Origin of the sequence: Ferrimonas lipolytica (assembly GCF_012295575.1) — a bacterium.
Taxonomy (GTDB): Bacteria; Pseudomonadota; Gammaproteobacteria; order Enterobacterales; family Shewanellaceae; genus Ferrimonas; species Ferrimonas lipolytica.
Map to the genome: position 1 here is coordinate 3,886,272 of NZ_CP051180.1, position 17,975 is coordinate 3,904,246.

Here is a 17,975-nt window from a genome sequence, read left to right on the forward strand (position 1 = left end):
GCAAGATGTGGCATAACTCACAAATCGAGTGATTATGCCAATCGGTTCACAGGATGTGCAGCTTGTCGTGAGCTTGCCAGGATGAAGAGGAATTACGTTGTGTTAAAAGCCTATCGTGAACACGTCGCAGAGCGTGCCGCCCAGGGTATCGTTGCTAAACCCCTCGATGCGCAACAAACTGCCGAGCTTATTGAGCTCATCAAAACCCCACCAGCAGGCGAAGAAGCCGTCCTGCTAGACCTACTCGAAAATCGCATTCCACCTGGTGTGGATGAAGCGGCTTACGTTAAAGCCAGCTTTTTAGCGGCTATCGCCAAAGGCGACATCGCAAGCCCATTAGTAAGTGCAGAGAAAGCGGTAGAACTGCTTGGCACCATGCAGGGTGGCTACAACATTGAGCCGCTGATCGCTGCACTGACTAACGACACCTTGGCGCCAATCGCTGCCAAGGCTCTGTCGCATACGCTATTGATGTTTGATTCCTTCCACGATGTGGTTGAGTTGAGCAATAGCGGTAATGCCTTTGCTAAGCAGGTTGTTGAATCTTGGGCAGAAGCCGAATGGTTCACCTCCAAGCCAACCTTGGCGGAAAAGATCACCCTTACCGTCTTTAAGGTTACCGGCGAAACCAACACCGATGATCTGTCGCCGGCACCGGACGCGTGGTCACGCCCAGATATCCCATTACATGCCTTAGCGATGCTGAAGAACGCTCGTGATGGCATTGTGCCAGATGTGGCCGGTGAAGTTGGCCCAGTAAAACTGATTGAAGAACTGAAAGCCAAAGGCCACCCAGTGGTTTATGTTGGCGACGTTGTCGGCACCGGCTCTTCCCGTAAATCTGCCACCAACTCGGTGCTGTGGTTTATGGGCGATGATATCCCCAACGTACCTAATAAGCGTGCTGGTGGTTTCTGTTTCGGTGGCAAGATTGCGCCTATCTTCTTCAACACCATGGAAGATGCCGGCGCGCTGCCAATTGAGATGCCGGTTGATGCGATGGCGATGGGTGATGTTATTCACGTCCACCCATACGAAGGCGTAGTAAAGAACGACGCTGGCGAAGTTATCTCAGAGTTCAGCCTCAAAACCGACGTACTGCTTGATGAAGTGCGTGCTGGCGGCCGTATTCCATTGATCATTGGACGAGGCTTGACCGACCGCGCTCGTGAGACCCTATCTCTGGCACCGTCGGATGTGTTCCGTCGCCCACAAGATGTTGCTGCGAGTAGCAACGGTTTCACCTTGGCGCAGAAGATGGTTGGTAAAGCCTGTGGTGTTGATGGGGTTCGCCCTGGTCAATACTGCGAGCCGAAGATGACCACCGTAGGCTCGCAAGATACGACTGGCCCAATGACCCGTGATGAGCTCAAAGATCTGGCTTGTTTGGGCTTCTCTGCCGATTTAACCATGCAGTCGTTCTGTCACACCGCCGCTTATCCTAAGCCAGTGGATGTGAACACGCATGCGACCTTGCCTGATTTCATCATGAACCGCGGTGGTGTATCACTTCGCCCTGGTGATGGTGTTATTCACTCTTGGCTGAACCGCATGTTGCTGCCAGATACCGTTGGTACCGGCGGTGACTCGCATACCCGTTTCCCATTAGGGATCTCCTTCCCTGCGGGTTCTGGTTTAGTGGCCTTTGCCGCCGCAACTGGCGTAATGCCGCTGGATATGCCCGAGTCAGTACTAGTTCGCTTTAAAGGCGAGATGCAGCCGGGTATTACCTTGCGCGATTTGGTTCATGCCATTCCGTATTACGCGATTCAGCAAGGTTTGCTGACGGTGGAGAAGAAGGGCAAGAAGAACATCTTCTCCGGTCGCGTGCTAGAAATTGAAGGGTTGGAAAGCTTGACCGTTGAACAGGCGTTCGAGTTATCCGATGCGTCGGCCGAGCGATCCGCTGCGGGTTGTACCATTAACTTAGGCCAAGAACCTATCGCCGAATATCTTGAGTCCAACATCGTTATGCTGAAGTGGATGATTGCTGAAGGCTATGGCGATCGTCGTACCATCGAGCGTCGTATTCAAGCGATGCAAGACTGGCTGGATAACCCACAGTTAATGAAAGCTGATGCGGATGCCGAGTACTGTGAAGTGATCGAAATCGATCTGGCCGAGATCAACCAGCCAATCCTATGCGCCCCGAATGATCCTGACGACGCTCGCTTGCTGTCAGAGGTGCAAGGCGAAACCATCGACGAAGTGTTTATCGGCTCTTGTATGACCAACATCGGTCACTTCCGTGCCGCAGGTAAGTTACTGGATCAACACAAGGGCGCGTTACCGACTCGGCTATGGGTTGCGCCACCAACCAAGATGGACGCGCAGCAGCTAACTGACGAGGGCTATTACGGCATCTTTGGTAAGGTTGGTGCACGCACTGAGATGCCGGGTTGTTCACTGTGTATGGGTAACCAAGCCCGGGTCGCGGACAACTCCACCGTGGTGTCAACCTCAACCCGTAACTTCCCGAACCGTTTGGGTACCGGCGCGAACGTCTACCTGGCATCGGCAGAGCTAGCTGCAGTGGCTTCTATTATCGGTAAGTTGCCAACGGTTGCTGAGTATCTGGAATACGCTAAAACCATCGATGCGCAAGCTGCGGACACCTACCGTTACTTGAATTTCCATTTGATGGAGCAATATACCAAGCCAGCTGGTGAGGTGATTTTACAGCAGCCAGCGTAAGTTGGCGCAGTAAACTAAAAGGCCCTGCTCAATGAGCAGGGCCTTTTTTGTTGAGGAGTAGAGCTGTTTAGTGTTGTTGCGTTATCGGAGCTACTGCTTGAGCGACGAACAGTGGCACCCGATGCCTAGGTTAATGCGACTTGCCGGCACGATAGCAACAACCAATAGGGCCGGTATAACAATAAGCTTATGTTGCGGTGGTTTCTAAACCTTGGTGAAGCGTATCGAGTAGCCGGTCCTCAAGTTCAAAGCGTTCTTCCATCGCCTGGCCAAGTTTGGATAGGTCTTGATCCAGTCTCAACATCTGCTCGTCATCAATGCCATTGGTGTATTGGTCATTAAAGTCGAGCGCTAAATCGGTACTGAGATTGATTTTGGGCAGCAGCTCCTTGGCCAGCTGACGGCTCTTTTCACCGCTTTTTTCACAGGCGCTGGCTACTTGGTCGTACACCTCGAAATGGCCAGCAGAAACATAATCCATCAGTAAACCGCAGAAATGTTTGATGTGTGCCTCTTCCGGTAGGGTACCGGTGTCGTTGCTGTAAGGCGGTAAACCAGCCAACTGACAGTAGTTAATGAGCAACTGCCGTCTATTGTCCAACCACTGGTCCACAATCTTGCTCGAACCACCCCAAGTGTCTATGGCTTTTTCTAATTTGGTCAGCATGCAACTGTCCTCTTATTTTCGCTCGGCCCTCTGATATTCCAATTTAAGTCGGAGTTGTGGGTTGGATCAATGGTTTTGTTGCTTATCTGTGAAAATCAGTGTGCTGTTCCGATCAGTTACGGTTAAACAGGTATGTTATATAAGCGATTTGCATGCAGTGGCGACTGTTCGCGACTAAATTAATGAATCAAAAGATTTTTCTATATGCATAGTGAATATTGTTCTTGGCTTTTTAAACGTTTGATACTAACGAAATACGAATGTTGTCGGAACAATGAGCAATTTTCACTGCAAATTGTTATCAGTTGATGAATATGGTTTTCCTGTTGCCAAATTGTGCAGTGGTTCACGCCCCGCTCGTATCAATTCAACTTTGCGGTGCTACAATGTTGCCACTTATTTTGATTCGTTTGCTGTTTTTGGAAGATACAGATGTCAGAACTGAAGAATGATCGCTACCTGCGCGCCTTGTTGCGTCAGCCTGTTGATGTAACCCCTGTATGGATGATGCGCCAAGCTGGCCGTTACCTACCTGAGTACCGTGCTACTCGCGCCGAAGCTGGCGATTTCATGAGCCTGTGTAAAAACCCAGAATTGGCTTGTGAAGTAACACTGCAACCTCTGCGTCGTTACGAGCTGGATGCGGCTATCCTGTTCTCTGACATCCTGACCATCCCTGATGCTATGGGTCTGGGCCTGTACTTCGAAACCGGCGAAGGCCCACGTTTCAAGAAGCTGGCTGACAACAAAGAAGCAATCGAAGCTCTGCCAATCCCAGATCCAGAACAAGAGCTGGGTTACGTGATGGATGCGGTTCGCACTATCCGTCGTGAACTGAAAGGTGAAGTACCACTGATCGGTTTCTCTGGTTCTCCATGGACTTTGGCTACCTACATGGTTGAGGGCGGCAGCTCGAAAGATTTCGCTAAGACCAAGAAAATGGCCTTTGCTGAACCACAGATGCTGCACATGTTGTTGGACAAGCTTGCTGATTCAGTAATCCTGTACCTGAACGCCCAGATCAAAGCGGGCGCACAAGCGGTCCAGATCTTTGATTCTTGGGGCGGTGTACTGTCTGGCCCAGCTTACGAAGAGTTCTCGCTGCGTTACATGCACAAAATCGTTGATGGCCTAATCCGCACCTACGAAGGTAAGAAAGTACCAGTAGTGCTGTTCACCAAAGGTGGCGGTCAGTGGTTAGAAGCTATTGCAGACACCGGCTGTGATGCACTGGGTCTGGATTGGACCACCAACATGCACGAAGCTCGTCAGCGCGTTGGTCATAAGGTTGCTCTGCAGGGCAACATGGACCCATCGATGTTATACGCACCGGTTCCTCGCATTGAGGAAGAAGTTGAGCGTATCTTGGGTGAGTTCGGTCACGGTGAAGGCCACGTCTTCAACTTGGGCCACGGCATTCACCAGTTTGCTGACCCTGAGCACGCGGGCGCGTTCATCAAGGCTGTTCACGCTCAGTCTGCCAAATACCACAAGTAAGCTTAGCTACTTGTTGAAAAGGCCACCTTCGGGTGGCCTTTTTTGTTTTTATGCACTCTTTGCTAGCATAAGCAACGGTCGATACCAACCTAACCAGTTAAAGGATTAACGATGAAGCCATTACTCGCTGCGATCTGCTTGCTACCAAGCTTGGCATTGGCGCAGGACTTACCAACCCTATATCAATGGATGCAAGGATCTTTCAGTAGTGAAACGCAAGCACAACGAGACGATGATTATCACCCTATCTTATTGCATATGGCCCCTATCTGGACTGAGCGTAAAGACGGTTTGTGGCTGTATGTCGAGCAAGCGTTAAAGAGCAAAACTCCCTATCGACAACGGGTATACCAGCTCACTGAGACCTCCGACGGGCACTTTATCAGTGCGGTATACACCATTGATGAACCCAGTCGTATGGTTGGTGCTTGGGAAGATGAAGCGCAGCTACAGCAACTGGAGTTTGCGCAGATCAACCTGAAAGCTGGTTGCGAAATTACCTTGTTGTGGCAACCACAGCAACAGCGCTTTACTGGTGCAACCGAGGACGATAACTGCAAAAGTAAACTCTATGGCGCGAGTTATGCCACCGCTACTACCGTAATAACCGCTAACCAGCTGGTCAGTTGGGATCGTGGCTTTGATAGTGAGGGTAAGCACAAGTGGGGCGCCACTAAAGGCGGTTATCGTTTCGATAAACTTGGTTACTAAACTCAGGGATAAACGCTGCTTAATGGCACCTTTGTGGGTGCCATTTTTCATTTTAACAGGCGGGATTGTTGTGCTGAATCACAGTGAGTCACAAAGTGGCTGAGAAATCGTGAGAAAAAGCTTTGCAAATTCACGATTACGATCAATCATCAAACAAATGTTTGTGGGGCAAACAAAAGTTTATGACTGATCGAGAACAACAAATACTGGCGCTGCTGCGCCAAGATCCAATGATACAGCAACAACAGTTGGCTGATCTGCTTGGGATCAGCCGCAGTGCTGCTGCTGGCCACATAATGAATCTCACCCGTAAAGGCGAGATCCAAGGCAAGGGCTATATCTTGGCAGCCCATCGCTATGCCGCAGTAATTGGTGGTGCCAACATGGATCTATGCGGCCGTGCTGATGGTGAGCTGATCAGTGCCGACTCCAACCCAGGGCAGTTGCGCAGCAGTGCAGGCGGTGTTGGTCGTAACATCGCTGACAACCTCGCCCGCCTTGGCAGTTCAGTGCAGTTTATCGGTGCCATTGGTGACGATAGCTGGGGCGAGCAGCTCAAACAGTGTTGTCGCGAAGCTGGCGTTGAGGTTGAACATTGCCTTTGTGTTAGTGGTGCTACCTCGTCCAGCTACCTCTCGATTCATGACGCCAGTGGCGAGCTGCAATTGGCGCTCAACGATATGGCGTTGCTGGAACAACTTAACGCGGAGCAATTAGCTCAGCGGGAAGGGGTGTTAAACCGAGCCTCAGTATTAGTGATTGATGCCAACCTGAGTGCCAGTGCCTTGGAATATCTGTTCCATTGTCACAGCGATAAGCCAATATTTGTCGATCCCGTCTCCAGCGTAAAGGCGGTAAAGCTCAAACCTTACCTGCGCCATATTCACACATTAAAACCGAATAAGTTGGAAGCTGAGCTATTGAGCGGGCTAACCATCAATGATCGTGACGATTTGCCTAAAGTTGCCATGGCACTGCATCAGCAGGGCATTACGCGGTTGCTGATCAGCTTGGGTCATGAAGGGGCCTTTGCCAGCGATGAGCAGGGACAACGCTTTATCCCAGCTTCGGCGACCTGCGTTAACAACGTAACCGGTGCTGGCGATGCCTTAATGGCAGGTTTGGTACACGGTCATCTAAGTCAGTGGGATTGGGCTCACTGCGTCGATTTTGCGTTGGGAGCCGCTCGCTTAGCGCTTGCCGCTGCCAACACCATTAATTCAACCATGTCAGAGCTGTCGGTTCTACGTCAGTTAGAGCTAAGCCAGCAAGAGGAAACATCATGTTAGAGCAGTACTTAGATATCCAACCAGAAGTCGCCGCAGCATTAGCAGCGAACAAGCCGGTAGTTGCATTGGAATCCACCATCATCTCCCACGGCATGCCTTATCCACGTAACGTTGAGACGGCATTATTGGTTGAGCAAACCATCCGTGATCAAGGTGCAGTACCAGCAACTATCGCCATTATTGGTGGCCGTCTAAAGGTGGGTTTAGATGAAGCGCAAATCCGCCACTTAGGTCAAGCGGGTCAAGCGGTAACTAAGGTAAGCCGTCGTGATATTCCGTTTGTGGTTGCAGCTGAGAAAGACGGCGCGACTACAGTTGCTGCAACGATGATCCTAGCGGCTATGGCTGACATCAAGGTCTTTGCGACAGGCGGTATCGGTGGTGTTCACCGCGGCGCCCAGCAAACCATGGATATCTCTGCTGATCTGCAAGAGCTGGCAAACACCAATGTTGCGGTTGTTTGTGCTGGCGCTAAGTCAATTCTGGATTTGGCACTGACCCGCGAGTATTTAGAAACTCAAGGTGTACCAGTGATTGGTTACCAGACTGACACTCTGCCAGCGTTCTACACCCGTGAAAGCGAACACAGCATCGATTACCGTTTGGATACGCCAGAGCAGATTGCGACTGCACTGCAGGCCAAGTGGGCATTAGAGTTGAACGGTGGTGTGGTTGTGGCTAATCCAATTCCAGCGGAATACGCTATGCCACTTGAAACCATTACTAATGCGGTCGAGCAAGCACTGACTGAAGCGGATGAACAGGGTATTGCTGGCAAGGCTTCTACCCCATTCCTGTTAGCTCGAGTATGTGAACTGACCGGTGGTAACAGCTTGGACTCCAACATCCAACTGGTACTGAATAACGCCCGTTTAGGCGCTCAGATCGCTAAGGCTTACTGCCAATAAGCGTTAGCCTAATGCCGCTGCAACAGCTTGTTGCAGCGGTGGTAACAGCTGTTGCTCAAACCAAGGGTTACGCTTAAGCCAGATGTTATTGCGTGGCGATGGGTGCGGCAATGGCATCACCCCAACGGCTAAATGTTGCTGCCATTGCTGCACCGCCGCAGTTGTAGTGCTAAACCCCTGTAAATAATGACGCTGAGCATGCTGGCCTAACAATATCGTCAACTTCAACTGCGACATCTGTTCGAGCAGCTGATGGTGCCACCGCGGTGCACAGCGTGGATCCGGCGGATTATCGCCACTCTTTCCCTTGCCTGGATAACAGAAGCCCATCGGTACGATGGCAACCTGTTGCGGATCATAAAAACAGCCGTTAGTGATCCCAAGCCATTGCCTTAACCGACGCCCACTGGGATCATTAAAAGCGATACCGCTTTGATGTGCCGCCAGACCAGGGGCTTGGCCAATAATTAATAGGGTCGCGTTAGCGGAAAACTGCAGCACGGGATTGGGCTCAAGTTTATCGTCGCAGTGCCGACATAACCTAGGAGAGCTCAGCATAATTGTCCTTTATGTTGTGCGCTATTCAATAACGCTATCAATGTAGACGTCTGAAGCGGTCTTCTTGAGAAGGAACTCAGGTGGCAATATCGCTGCCAATATAGGCCAACAACAGGGTTAGGGTGCAGTGCCAGCAATCAGTTTATCTCGCCGTTTGATGCTTTTGGTGTTTGTGTTCGCGCTACCAGCCATGGTGGTAGTGTCAGGACTGTCTTTAATGCAACTGGAATGGCATCTAGATGGTCTAACGAAACAACAACAAAGTGCTAAATTTAACCGTGCTCAGCTCCGGTTGGAGAAGAGCTTAGCGAACCTGGGTGACCAAACCCAGCAGGTTCGTGCCGCCCTTGAATCTTCCCAAGACGATCTACTGCAGTATTTGCTACGCAATGCTCGGCAACAGGGTGCGCATCTGATGGTGGTCAATCATTATGGCGAATTGCGGCCGTTGCTCGCGCGTAACCGTCAGGTGGATGGCACCCTAGCGCGGCTTTTAGAGCAGTTGCAACGCCCCCTAGCCAATGAAACCTACCAGCTCGAACGCAATGGCTTTTTCCAGTTGGAGCAACAGAACTTCTTAGCGGTTATCTTACCGCTGAAACACCCGCAATGGCGTGCCGTCATGCAGGTAAACAACCTCAGTAATAAACGGGTGCAACTGCTGTCGCAAACCTATGATGAGGTCGTTGGTGCCGCTATCGTCCGTGCTCCGATGCACTCGAGCGCACCAACCTTACCGATGCTGTTTGGTAAACCGTTGATGCTCGATATTACCTTTAATAGCAAATCGGTCGACTCTTTCGGCGGCCAGGTGGTCACGCTGTTTGCAATATTCGTTGTGTTGGCGGCGGTGATCTTAATTGGCTTATTCCTGTTACAGCATCACTTTGTGCTTAGCCCGATTCGCGAAATGTCGAAATTACTGCAGCAATCGGAGCAACATGAGCTGCACCACCCGCTCAAGTTTCCTCGAGTTAATGAGCTGAGCTACATTGCCCAAAACTGCAACGTCCTGTTGCTGAAAAACCACCATCAACGTCAGCTTCGAGACTCTCTGCTGCGAGCGGTAGATGACGCCGTGGTAGTGGTGGATACTGATACGCGGGTTGAACTGGTTAACCCAGCGGCAGAACGGTTACTGCGATTAGAGCATGGGCCGGTGCAACGTTGTTCGTTGGTTGATCTGATTACCGATGAAGCCGGCGAACAGCTAAACGATGCGCTGCAATTGTTGTTTAACTCCAGCCGAGTAAGTCATGATGGCGAAGTGGTGTTGCACCAGAGCCAAGAAACCCTTCGCTACAGCGTAATGCGCACCCTCGACGGCCAAGGCAATACCTTGGGGGCGGTGATGGTGCTATCAGACTTGACCAATTCGCTGCTGCTCAAACAGCAGTTACGGCAACGTTCGCAACGCGACCGCACCACCAATTTGTTTAATCGGCAGGTGTTTGAACAAGCGCTGGAGGAGCTGGGCAACAAACCTGGCCAGCATGCGATCTGTTACATGAACCTCAACCGCTTTAAGCTTATCAATGACAGCTGTGGCCATGCCGCTGGCGACCGCATGCTGCTTGATGTTGCAACCGAAATGAGTGCAACGATCCGCTCGCAAGATATGCTGGCACGGATTGGTGGGGACGAGTTTGGGTTGATAATGAAAGACAGCTCTGCAATGGAGATCTCCAAGCTATTGAAGGAGCTGAGCGACCGAGTCCAAGGCATTACTTTGTACTGGGACAGCGGCAGTTACAAGATTGGTATCAGCATCGGGGTGGCATTCTTTAGGGGCGAACAAACCCCCTATGAAACCTTTAAAGATGCCGAGATTGCTTGCACCATGACCCGCTCCCAGGGCGGAGAAGGGCAGATCAGCTTCTTTGACTCGCTGGATCAGGATCTGGCCAATCAGCGTAATGCGCCGCTGTGGGCAATGAGGATTAACGACGCCATCGTCAACGATGACTTGGTGTTGTTCTACCAGCCGATTGAGCCTTGCAACGGCGATACGCGTGGTAAGCATAAGTTCGAGATCCTATTGCGGATCAAGGAAGAGGATGGCCGCATCATTGCGCCGGGCCAGTTTATTGCTGCCGCTGAACGCTTTAACTTGATGCCACAGGTCGATAGGGCGGTTATTCGTAAGAGTTTCGAATGGTTGGCTCGCAACCAGCAGTTGTGGGGACGTTTAGTCGTTTCGATTAACCTTTCAGGTACCACTCTTAATAGCGATGGTTTGGTGCGCTATGTCGATCAGATGTGCAGCATCTATCGAGTACCAACCCATACGGTCTGTTTTGAAGTTACTGAAACCGCAGCGTTGACCAACGAAAACCACGCCTTGGAGATCTTACATGAGCTCCGTCAGCGGGGCTTCTCCTTTGCGTTGGATGATTTTGGCTCTGGCTTTGCTTCCTATGGCTATCTGCGTCGATTGCCCGTTGACTACGTTAAAATCGATGGCATTTTCGTTAAGAACCTCGCCACCAACAGTAAAGATTACGCCATTGTGAAATCGATCTATGACGTCTGTGAAGTGATGGGCATTCAGACTGTTGCTGAGTTTGTTGAAGACCAAGAGATCTTGCAGCGTTTGCGCGAAATTGGCATTACCTATGCTCAAGGCTATGGTATTGCGCGGCCACAGGATCTAGCCACTTACCAATCGGAAGAGAGCGAAGAGGATGCATTACTCGGAGCTCTCGAAGGGTAATTTTTGAGCTGTCTACCAGCTAAGTGTTGTTGTTCTTTCTAATACAGTTACAGCTCGGCTAGGCGAGCCCCGATACAAAGGGTTAAGCACTGCCGTCGTCGATCTTCTGCCGCATTGGAGCAGTTCAGCGAAGCGCTTTGGACTGCGATCTAAGGCAAAGGGGGATTCCAAAGGGGGCGAAGCTCCCCTTTGGGTGCCGTCGCCACCGCGACATCCTCCCCCCCCCAAAGCACCGAAATCGGTGAAGCCGAAGGCTTAAGGTAAACTTCAACAGCTAACTACGACAGAGCCAATATTTGCGGCTATTTGGCATTGGTTTGCCAGCGTTGCATCGCACTAGCAGCCGCATCTAAGCCGAGCTGGTAACCCTGTTCCATTAGTTTGGTTTGGCGGCTAAAGCGACTCGGCTGGAACGATTTTGGTGGGCAAATTTCTATTATCTCAATCCCTGCCGGTGGATTGCGGATCAGCTCAACACTGAAGTTATAATGTTGAGCTCGGCTGAGCATTGGCTCTATCAATCCCGGCGTGTTCCGTAACAAGCGCTTGAGTAATCGAGGGGCGTTAGGCGCGGGTTTGCGATAGTTGGCGCTGCGGCTGCGCAACACCATGATCTTGGTAGCGCCGTGGGCGATGGCCGCTTGAACTGGGATTGAATCAGCCACACCGCCATCAACATAGCGCTCACCCTCGAGTTCGACCCCAGCCCGATATAATAGCGGTAAGGCGCTGGAGGCCTTAATCAGTTCGACGATGTTGCTGGTGTTCGCGCGTAGATAGTGCGGTGTGCCTTGGTCGCGGTGGGTGACGGCCACAAATACCGGTTGCGGCTGCTGGGCGAAGGTGTCGTTATCAAACCCTAGCTCAGCCATGCTGACCTGCCATAACCAGTCGAGATCCATGACATCACCACCACGCAACAGCGCCAAAGGCTGCATAAATTGTGGCCGCTGCGCTAAGTCGGTGTAGATTTTCTGATTACGGCCGCGCATCTGAGCTTGATAGGCCGCCACATTTGTTGCCCCCGCAGAAACCCCCCAGAGGCTATCAAACGGCTTAAAGTTGGCGTCCATAAAGCCATCTAACACGCCACAGGAAAATACCGCGCGCAGAGCGCCGCCTTCGACCACTAGTGCGGTTTGTTGCTGATCCATAACGACTCCTTGTTATTGTCGGCCTCAATGTAGCCAATTTATCGCTACCGGAGCAACGCCAAAGCGGCGCTTCAGTTGGGCCACGCTAAACTGATGGGGCGAGTTGTGGATTAATCCCATAGTAAATTTATGGTTAAAACTTAACCGTCGCACCTAAGCCTTGGCTTTGCTACAATCGCGCGTCCATTCGCCCCGGCTACCGCCGTGGGGGGACTGAGCCTGAGGAAACCCGATGATCCAAACCCCTAAAAATAAGCTTTTCAGTTATCCGAAGTATCGTGACGAAAAGCCGGCCCCGTTTTTACCAACCAGCCGCAAAGAGATGCGTAAGCTGGGTTGGGACAGCTGCGATATTATTGTCGTTACTGGCGATGCCTATGTGGATCATCCCTCCTTTGGTATGGGGATTGTTGGTCGTATGTTGGAAGCGCAAGGCTTCCGTGTTGGCATCATCGATCAGCCAGACTGGCACAGCAAAGAGGATTTTATGGCGTTGGGTAAACCCAACCTATTCTTTGCGGTTGGCGCTGGCAACATGGACTCAATGATCAACCATTACACGGCTGATCGTCGCTTGCGTCACGACGATGCCTACACCCCAGATAACCTGCACGGCAAACGGCCCGATCGGGCGGTGGTGGTTTACACCCAGCGTTGTAAAGAAGCCTACAAAGATGTGCCGGTAACCATCGGTTCTATCGAAGCGAGTTTGCGCCGTATTGCTCATTATGATTATTGGCAGGACAAGGTTCGTCGCTCCATATTGTTTGATGCCAAAGCGGATCTGTTGATATACGGTAATGCTGAACGACCAATTATTGAGGTGGCACATCGGGCCGCAGCTGGTGAAAACATCAAGGATATGCATGATATCCGGGGTACCGGCTTCTTAACTAAAGATGCATTGCCAGAATGGTCTGGGCTTGATTCCACCACTTTGGATAGCCCGGGCAAAATCGACCCTATTCCAAACCCTTACGGTGCCGATGATATGGGCTGTGAGCTGGGCAGTAAGTTTGATAACAGTCCGGCAGAGGGTGCTATTACGGTGCAGCCACCGAAGCCAAAGCCATGGGATAAGCAGTACATCTTGCTACCGGCCTATGATCAGGTGAAGGCAGATAAGATCCTCTACGCTCACAGTTCACGAGTGTTCCACCAAGAGACCAATCCCGGTTGTGCGCGGGCGTTAATGCAACGTCATGGTGACCGTTTTGTGTGGTTAACGCCGCCTGCGATCCCGCTGGAAACCGACGAGATGGATTGGGTCTTCGGTTTGCCGTATGCGCGGGTACCACACCCGAAATACACCGGAAAGAAGATCCCAGCATATGACATGATCAAAACCTCGATCAACATCATGCGTGGCTGTTATGGCGGCTGTACCTTCTGCTCCATTACCGAGCACGAAGGGCGGATCATCCAAAGTCGCTCGCATGAATCGATCATCAGTGAGATCGAAGATATTAAAGATAAGGTGCCTGGTTTTACCGGGGTGATCTCCGATCTGGGCGGACCTACAGCCAATATGTATAAGTTGCGCTGTAAGAGCCCGAAGGCGGAAGCGACTTGTCGTCGTTACAGCTGTATCTACCCAGATATCTGTGGCCACATGGATACCGATCACACCCCAACCATCGATCTGTATCGCAAGGCGCGTGCAGTGCCGGGCATTAAGAAGGTGCTTATCGCCTCGGGGGTGCGCTACGACTTAGCGGTGGAAGATCCTCGCTACGTTAAAGAGCTAGCCAGCCATCACGTTGGCGGTTACTTGAAGATTGCGCCTGAGCACACCGAAGAGGGCCCACTATCGAAGATGATGAAACCGGGTATGGGCAGTTATCACAAGTTCAAGCAGCTGTTTGATAAGTACTCGAAGGAAGCTGGAAAGAAACAATACTTGATCCCGTACTTCATCTCGGCGCACCCAGGCACCACCATCAAAGATATGGCTAACCTAGCGCTGTGGTTGAAAGAGAACGACTTCAAGTTGGACCAGGTCCAGAATTTCTACCCGTCGCCGCTCGCCAATGCCACCACTATCTGGCATACCGAGTTCGATTCGTTGCGTAACGTCACCAAGTCTTCGATTAAGGAGAAAGTAGCGGTAGCGAAGGGGGGGCGTGAGCGACGCATCCACAAAGCGATTCTGCGCTACCATGATCCCGAGGGCTGGCCAATTGTGCGTGAAGGCTTGAAGAAAGCCGGTTTGGGGAAGTTGATTGGTAACGGACCTAATTGCTTAGTTCCTGCTGAAGGCAGCAGTGGCGGCCGTCATGGGGCGCGCTCCGGTGGCAAAGGAAAACCGGCATTAAGTCGGCATACTGGCCTGAAGCAGTTTGATAAGACCAAACGTGCAGCAGCTGAGTCTAGCCGTGGCGATAAAGGCCGCAGTGATGAACGAGGTGACGGTCGAAAAGGCGATAATCGCTCGGAGCAGGGGCGAGGCCGGCCGGGACAGAAAGCTAAGTCTCAAGGCAATTGGAATGGCAAACCGGCCAAACCAATCCGGCCTAAACGCGCCAAAGCGTAAACAGTTAGAGGTTTCGCACTACCCTACCCCTAGGCGAGCCCGGTAGCCACCGCGCTCGCTTTTTTTGGGGCTGTGTCGTAGTTAAATGTTGAAGTTGATATCAAGCCTTCGGCTCTACCTATTGCAGTACTCTTAAGGGGTTATGTTGCGGTAGCGACGGCACATTCTTGTATGCATTAGGGGAGGCTCCGCCCCCTTTGGAGCCCCCCCTTGCCTTAGGTCGCCGTCCAAAACGCTTCGCTGGACTGCTCCAATGCGGCAGAAGATCAACGGCGGTAGTGCTATCCCCTTGTACCAAAACTAGCCTAGCCGGTGCTTTAACAGCATTGGAAACAACAACACTTAGTTGGTACGCAGCCTTTTTTGTGTTTACCGATAGTTGTAGTCAGTGTTTTAGGCCACCCTCCTTGCTACCGTTTACGGTAGTGATTGTATTTTTTGCCAAAGTGATTTTATTTGTCGATGAAAGCGGCTAAACTTAATATATATCAAAAAGTGTATGTTTTATTTTTTCACTTTCATCAAACTGTAATATTTGCATTTGATAGTGGCGGCAATTGAACAAGCGAGAGAGCAACGATGACTGTAAAAGTTGGCATTAATGGCTTTGGCCGGATGGGAAGATTGGTATTGCGTGCGGCCTGGGACTGGCCAGAGTTTGAGTTTGTGCAGATCAACGATCCAGCTGGTAACGCTGAAACAGCTGCGCATTTACTGACCTTTGACTCTGTTCATGGCCGTTGGGCTTACGACGCCCGTGTCGACGGCGATGGTATCGCTATCGGCGATAAAAAAATTGTGGTTACGGCTAACAAAAAATTAGAGCAAACCGATTGGTCAGGTTGTGACATCGTGATTGAGGCTTCTGGTAAATTTAAGACCAAAGAGAAGCTGCAAGCTTACCTTGATCAAGGCGTTAAGAAGGTCATCGTGACTGCGCCGGTTAAGCAAGCGGGCGTATTGGATGCGGTGTTTGGCGTTAACCACGATTGGTACGACAAATTCGAGCACGATATTGTGACTGCTGCTTCTTGTACCACCAACTGTCTGGCGCCAGCGGTTAAAGTTATCCACGAGAAGTTAGGCATCAAGCATGGCTCGATGACCACCATCCACTCCATCACTAACACCCAGACCATTCTTGATGCACCGCATAAAGATCTTCGTCGCTCTCGCGCCTGTGGTGAAAGCTTGATTCCAACAACCACTGGTTCAGCCACGGCCATTACTCATATTTTTCCGGATCTGAAGGGGCGTTTGAATGGCCATGCAGTTCGAGTACCGTTGTGTAATGCTTCGTTAACTGACTGTGTATTTGAAGTAGAACGCCCAACCTCGGTAGCCGAAGTTAATGCACTGCTGAAAGAGGCATCTGAAGGCGAACTGAAAGGCGTACTTGGTTTTGAAGAGCGCCCGTTGGTGTCCATCGATTACCGCACTGATCCGCGCAGTTCCATTGTTGATGCACCATCGACCATGGTGGTTAACGACACTCAGGTGAAGATGTACCTGTGGTATGACAATGAATGGGGTTATGTTAATCGTACGATGGAGCTAGCCAAGTACGTCTGCGCCCAAGGGTTATAAACGGCGTTTGTGGAAACCGTGAGCTGGGGGCGTGGCTAATTCCTTGAGCCCATCATTTGGAGCGGCAAACCCAAGGGCTCGGTGCAAATGGTTGCTAGCATCTTATCGGTTTCCCCTACGTTTTGGTAACCATGGCGTAATTCTACGGCGTTTTTGCGGTGTGCTCTAAGCAGCGTTGGCTCAGGCAGCTGCGATTATCGCCTGAGCGCTGCTCCCAACCATTTTATTATTACCACTATTTACCGGAAAGAGAGCCACTGTGAACGCCTTTGCTAACCTCAGTCGTGAGCTAAAACAATACCTGTTGGTGACGTTCAATTATTGGAACTTCACCCTAACCGATGGTGCCTTGCGCATGTTGGTGGTTCTGCACTTTCATCAGCTTGGTTATACGCCGTTGGCGATTGCGATGCTGTTCCTGTTTTACGAGATCTTTGGGGTTATCACCAACTTGGTTGGCGGCTATTTGGGGGCCAGGCTGGGGTTGAACAAAACCATGAATGTTGGCCTTGGCATGCAAGTGTTGGCACTGCTGATGCTGGCGGTGCCTTCATCAATGTTGAGTGTACCCTACGTGATGGCGGCGCAAGCTCTGTCTGGTATCGCTAAAGATCTAAACAAGATGAGCGCCAAAAGCGCCATTAAGACGCTGGTTCCTAGCGGCGAGAGCGGCACCCTGTACAAGTGGGTGGCGATTCTCACCGGCTCAAAGAACGCCCTGAAAGGGGCGGGCTTCTTCCTTGGCGGCTTGTTGCTGATGGCGGTGGGTTTCCAACAATCGATGATTATTATGGCGGCGCTACTGGCGTTGGTATTGGTACTGAGCGCTCGTTTGCTTGGTAGTGATATTGGTAAGGCTAAAACCAAGCCAAAGTTTACTGAGATTTTCTCCAAATCCGGCAGCGTTAACATTCTATCGGCGGCGCGTATGTTTCTGTTCGCCGCACGCGATGTGTGGTTTGTGGTGGCGCTACCGGTATTTCTTGGTAGCACCTTCGGCTGGGATCATCTCTGGGTTGGCGGCTTCTTGGCATTGTGGGTGATTGGCTACGGCATTGTGCAGGGGTTTGCCCCGAAAATCACCGGTACTGGTGCGGCTGGTAAAGCACATACACCGGATGGTCGTACAGCCATGCTGTGGGCCGGTGCGCTGGTGATAGTTACTGCAACCGTTGCGTTGGGCATTCACCATCAGTGGCAGCAACAGTTCACCATTGTTGGCGGGTTAATGTTGTTTGGGGTAGTTTTTGCCATTAACTCCAGTCTGCACTCCTTTCTTATTGTCCATTACGCTGGCGAAGATGGAGTGTCGATGGATGTCGGCTTCTATTACATGGCCAATGCCATGGGACGCTTGGTTGGCACAGTCTTATCTGGCTGGGTTTACCAAATGGCTGGCTTGGCGGCGTGTTTGTGGATCTCGGTGGCCTTTTTAGCGCTGACAGTACTCATCTCTATTGGCTTACCGCGCAATAAGCGGCTTTCTGCAGTGGCTTAATCGCTAAACTGTAACGTTGAAATAAGCAGAGCCGCTGATGATAGGTCAGCGGCTCTGCTTATTTGTTGGCTGTGTCACAGTTAAGTGGTTAGGTTTATATCAAGCCTTCGGCTCTACCGATTGCAGAACTCTTAAAGGGTTATGTCGCGGTGGCGACAGCACATTC

At 51.2% G+C, this 17,975-nt stretch carries 12 protein-coding genes; 9 read left to right on the forward strand and 3 right to left on the reverse strand.

Going from position 1 to position 17,975, the window contains the following annotated elements; all coding sequences use genetic code 11:
* Positions 1-99: 99 nt before the first annotated feature.
* Positions 100-2,694: a bifunctional aconitate hydratase 2/2-methylisocitrate dehydratase gene (acnB, locus tag HER31_RS17640; protein ID WP_168662642.1), complete on the forward strand. Its 2,595-nt coding sequence runs from the start codon at positions 100-102 to the stop codon at positions 2,692-2,694.
* 187 nt (positions 2,695-2,881) lie between these two features.
* Here the strand turns inward: acnB and rsd are convergent, their stop codons facing one another.
* Entirely contained in the window at positions 2,882-3,361 is a 480-nt protein-coding gene (rsd, locus tag HER31_RS17645) for a sigma D regulator (protein ID WP_168662644.1), read from the reverse strand.
* Positions 3,362-3,793: 432 nt separating this feature from the next.
* Between rsd and hemE the strand changes: the two genes are divergently transcribed.
* From hemE to HER31_RS17665, 4 genes are all read left to right on the forward strand, one after another.
* On the forward strand, positions 3,794-4,858 hold the full coding sequence (gene hemE / locus HER31_RS17650) for a uroporphyrinogen decarboxylase (RefSeq protein ID WP_168662646.1): 1,065 nt from the start codon (positions 3,794-3,796) through the stop codon (positions 4,856-4,858).
* Between the two features lie 111 nt (positions 4,859-4,969).
* Positions 4,970-5,569 (forward strand): chromophore lyase CpcT/CpeT, encoded by a 600-nt coding sequence (locus HER31_RS17655; protein ID WP_168662648.1) that lies wholly within the window; start codon positions 4,970-4,972, stop codon positions 5,567-5,569.
* A gap of 182 nt (positions 5,570-5,751) precedes the next feature.
* Positions 5,752-6,858, forward strand: coding sequence for a PfkB family carbohydrate kinase (locus tag HER31_RS17660; RefSeq protein WP_168662649.1), 1,107 nt, complete (start codon positions 5,752-5,754; stop codon positions 6,856-6,858).
* Entirely contained in the window at positions 6,852-7,766 is a 915-nt protein-coding gene (locus HER31_RS17665; protein WP_168662651.1) for a pseudouridine-5'-phosphate glycosidase, read from the forward strand. Before HER31_RS17660 ends, HER31_RS17665 begins: the two co-directional genes overlap by 7 nt.
* Positions 7,767-7,769: 3 nt before the next feature.
* On the opposite strand, the gene HER31_RS17670 is transcribed toward HER31_RS17665, so the two are convergent.
* Positions 7,770-8,324 carry a uracil-DNA glycosylase family protein gene (locus tag HER31_RS17670; RefSeq protein ID WP_168662653.1) on the reverse strand — a complete coding sequence of 185 codons (555 nt, stop codon included), beginning with the start codon at positions 8,322-8,324 and terminating at the stop codon, positions 7,770-7,772.
* A gap of 127 nt (positions 8,325-8,451) precedes the next feature.
* Here HER31_RS17670 and HER31_RS17675 point away from each other — a divergent pair, with 127 nt between their 5' ends.
* Positions 8,452-11,037, forward strand: coding sequence for a putative bifunctional diguanylate cyclase/phosphodiesterase (locus HER31_RS17675; protein ID WP_168662655.1), 2,586 nt, complete (start codon positions 8,452-8,454; stop codon positions 11,035-11,037).
* Between the two features lie 302 nt (positions 11,038-11,339).
* On the opposite strand, the gene HER31_RS17680 is transcribed toward HER31_RS17675, so the two are convergent.
* A complete protein-coding gene (locus tag HER31_RS17680; protein ID WP_168662656.1) occupies positions 11,340-12,191 on the reverse strand; it encodes a patatin-like phospholipase family protein in 852 nt (283 codons plus the stop codon).
* 232 nt (positions 12,192-12,423) lie between these two features.
* On the opposite strand from HER31_RS17680, the gene HER31_RS17685 reads away from it, so the two are divergent.
* From HER31_RS17685 to arsJ, 3 genes are all read left to right on the forward strand, one after another.
* Complete coding sequence (locus tag HER31_RS17685; RefSeq protein ID WP_168662658.1) at positions 12,424-14,724, forward strand: YgiQ family radical SAM protein; 2,301 nt, start codon at positions 12,424-12,426, stop codon at positions 14,722-14,724.
* A gap of 579 nt (positions 14,725-15,303) precedes the next feature.
* Positions 15,304-16,311 (forward strand): ArsJ-associated glyceraldehyde-3-phosphate dehydrogenase, encoded by a 1,008-nt coding sequence (locus HER31_RS17690; RefSeq protein ID WP_168662660.1) that lies wholly within the window; start codon positions 15,304-15,306, stop codon positions 16,309-16,311.
* Between the two features lie 259 nt (positions 16,312-16,570).
* Positions 16,571-17,809 carry an organoarsenical effux MFS transporter ArsJ gene (gene arsJ / locus HER31_RS17695; RefSeq protein WP_168662662.1) on the forward strand — a complete coding sequence of 413 codons (1,239 nt, stop codon included), beginning with the start codon at positions 16,571-16,573 and terminating at the stop codon, positions 17,807-17,809.
* The last annotated feature ends 166 nt before the right edge of the window (positions 17,810-17,975 follow it).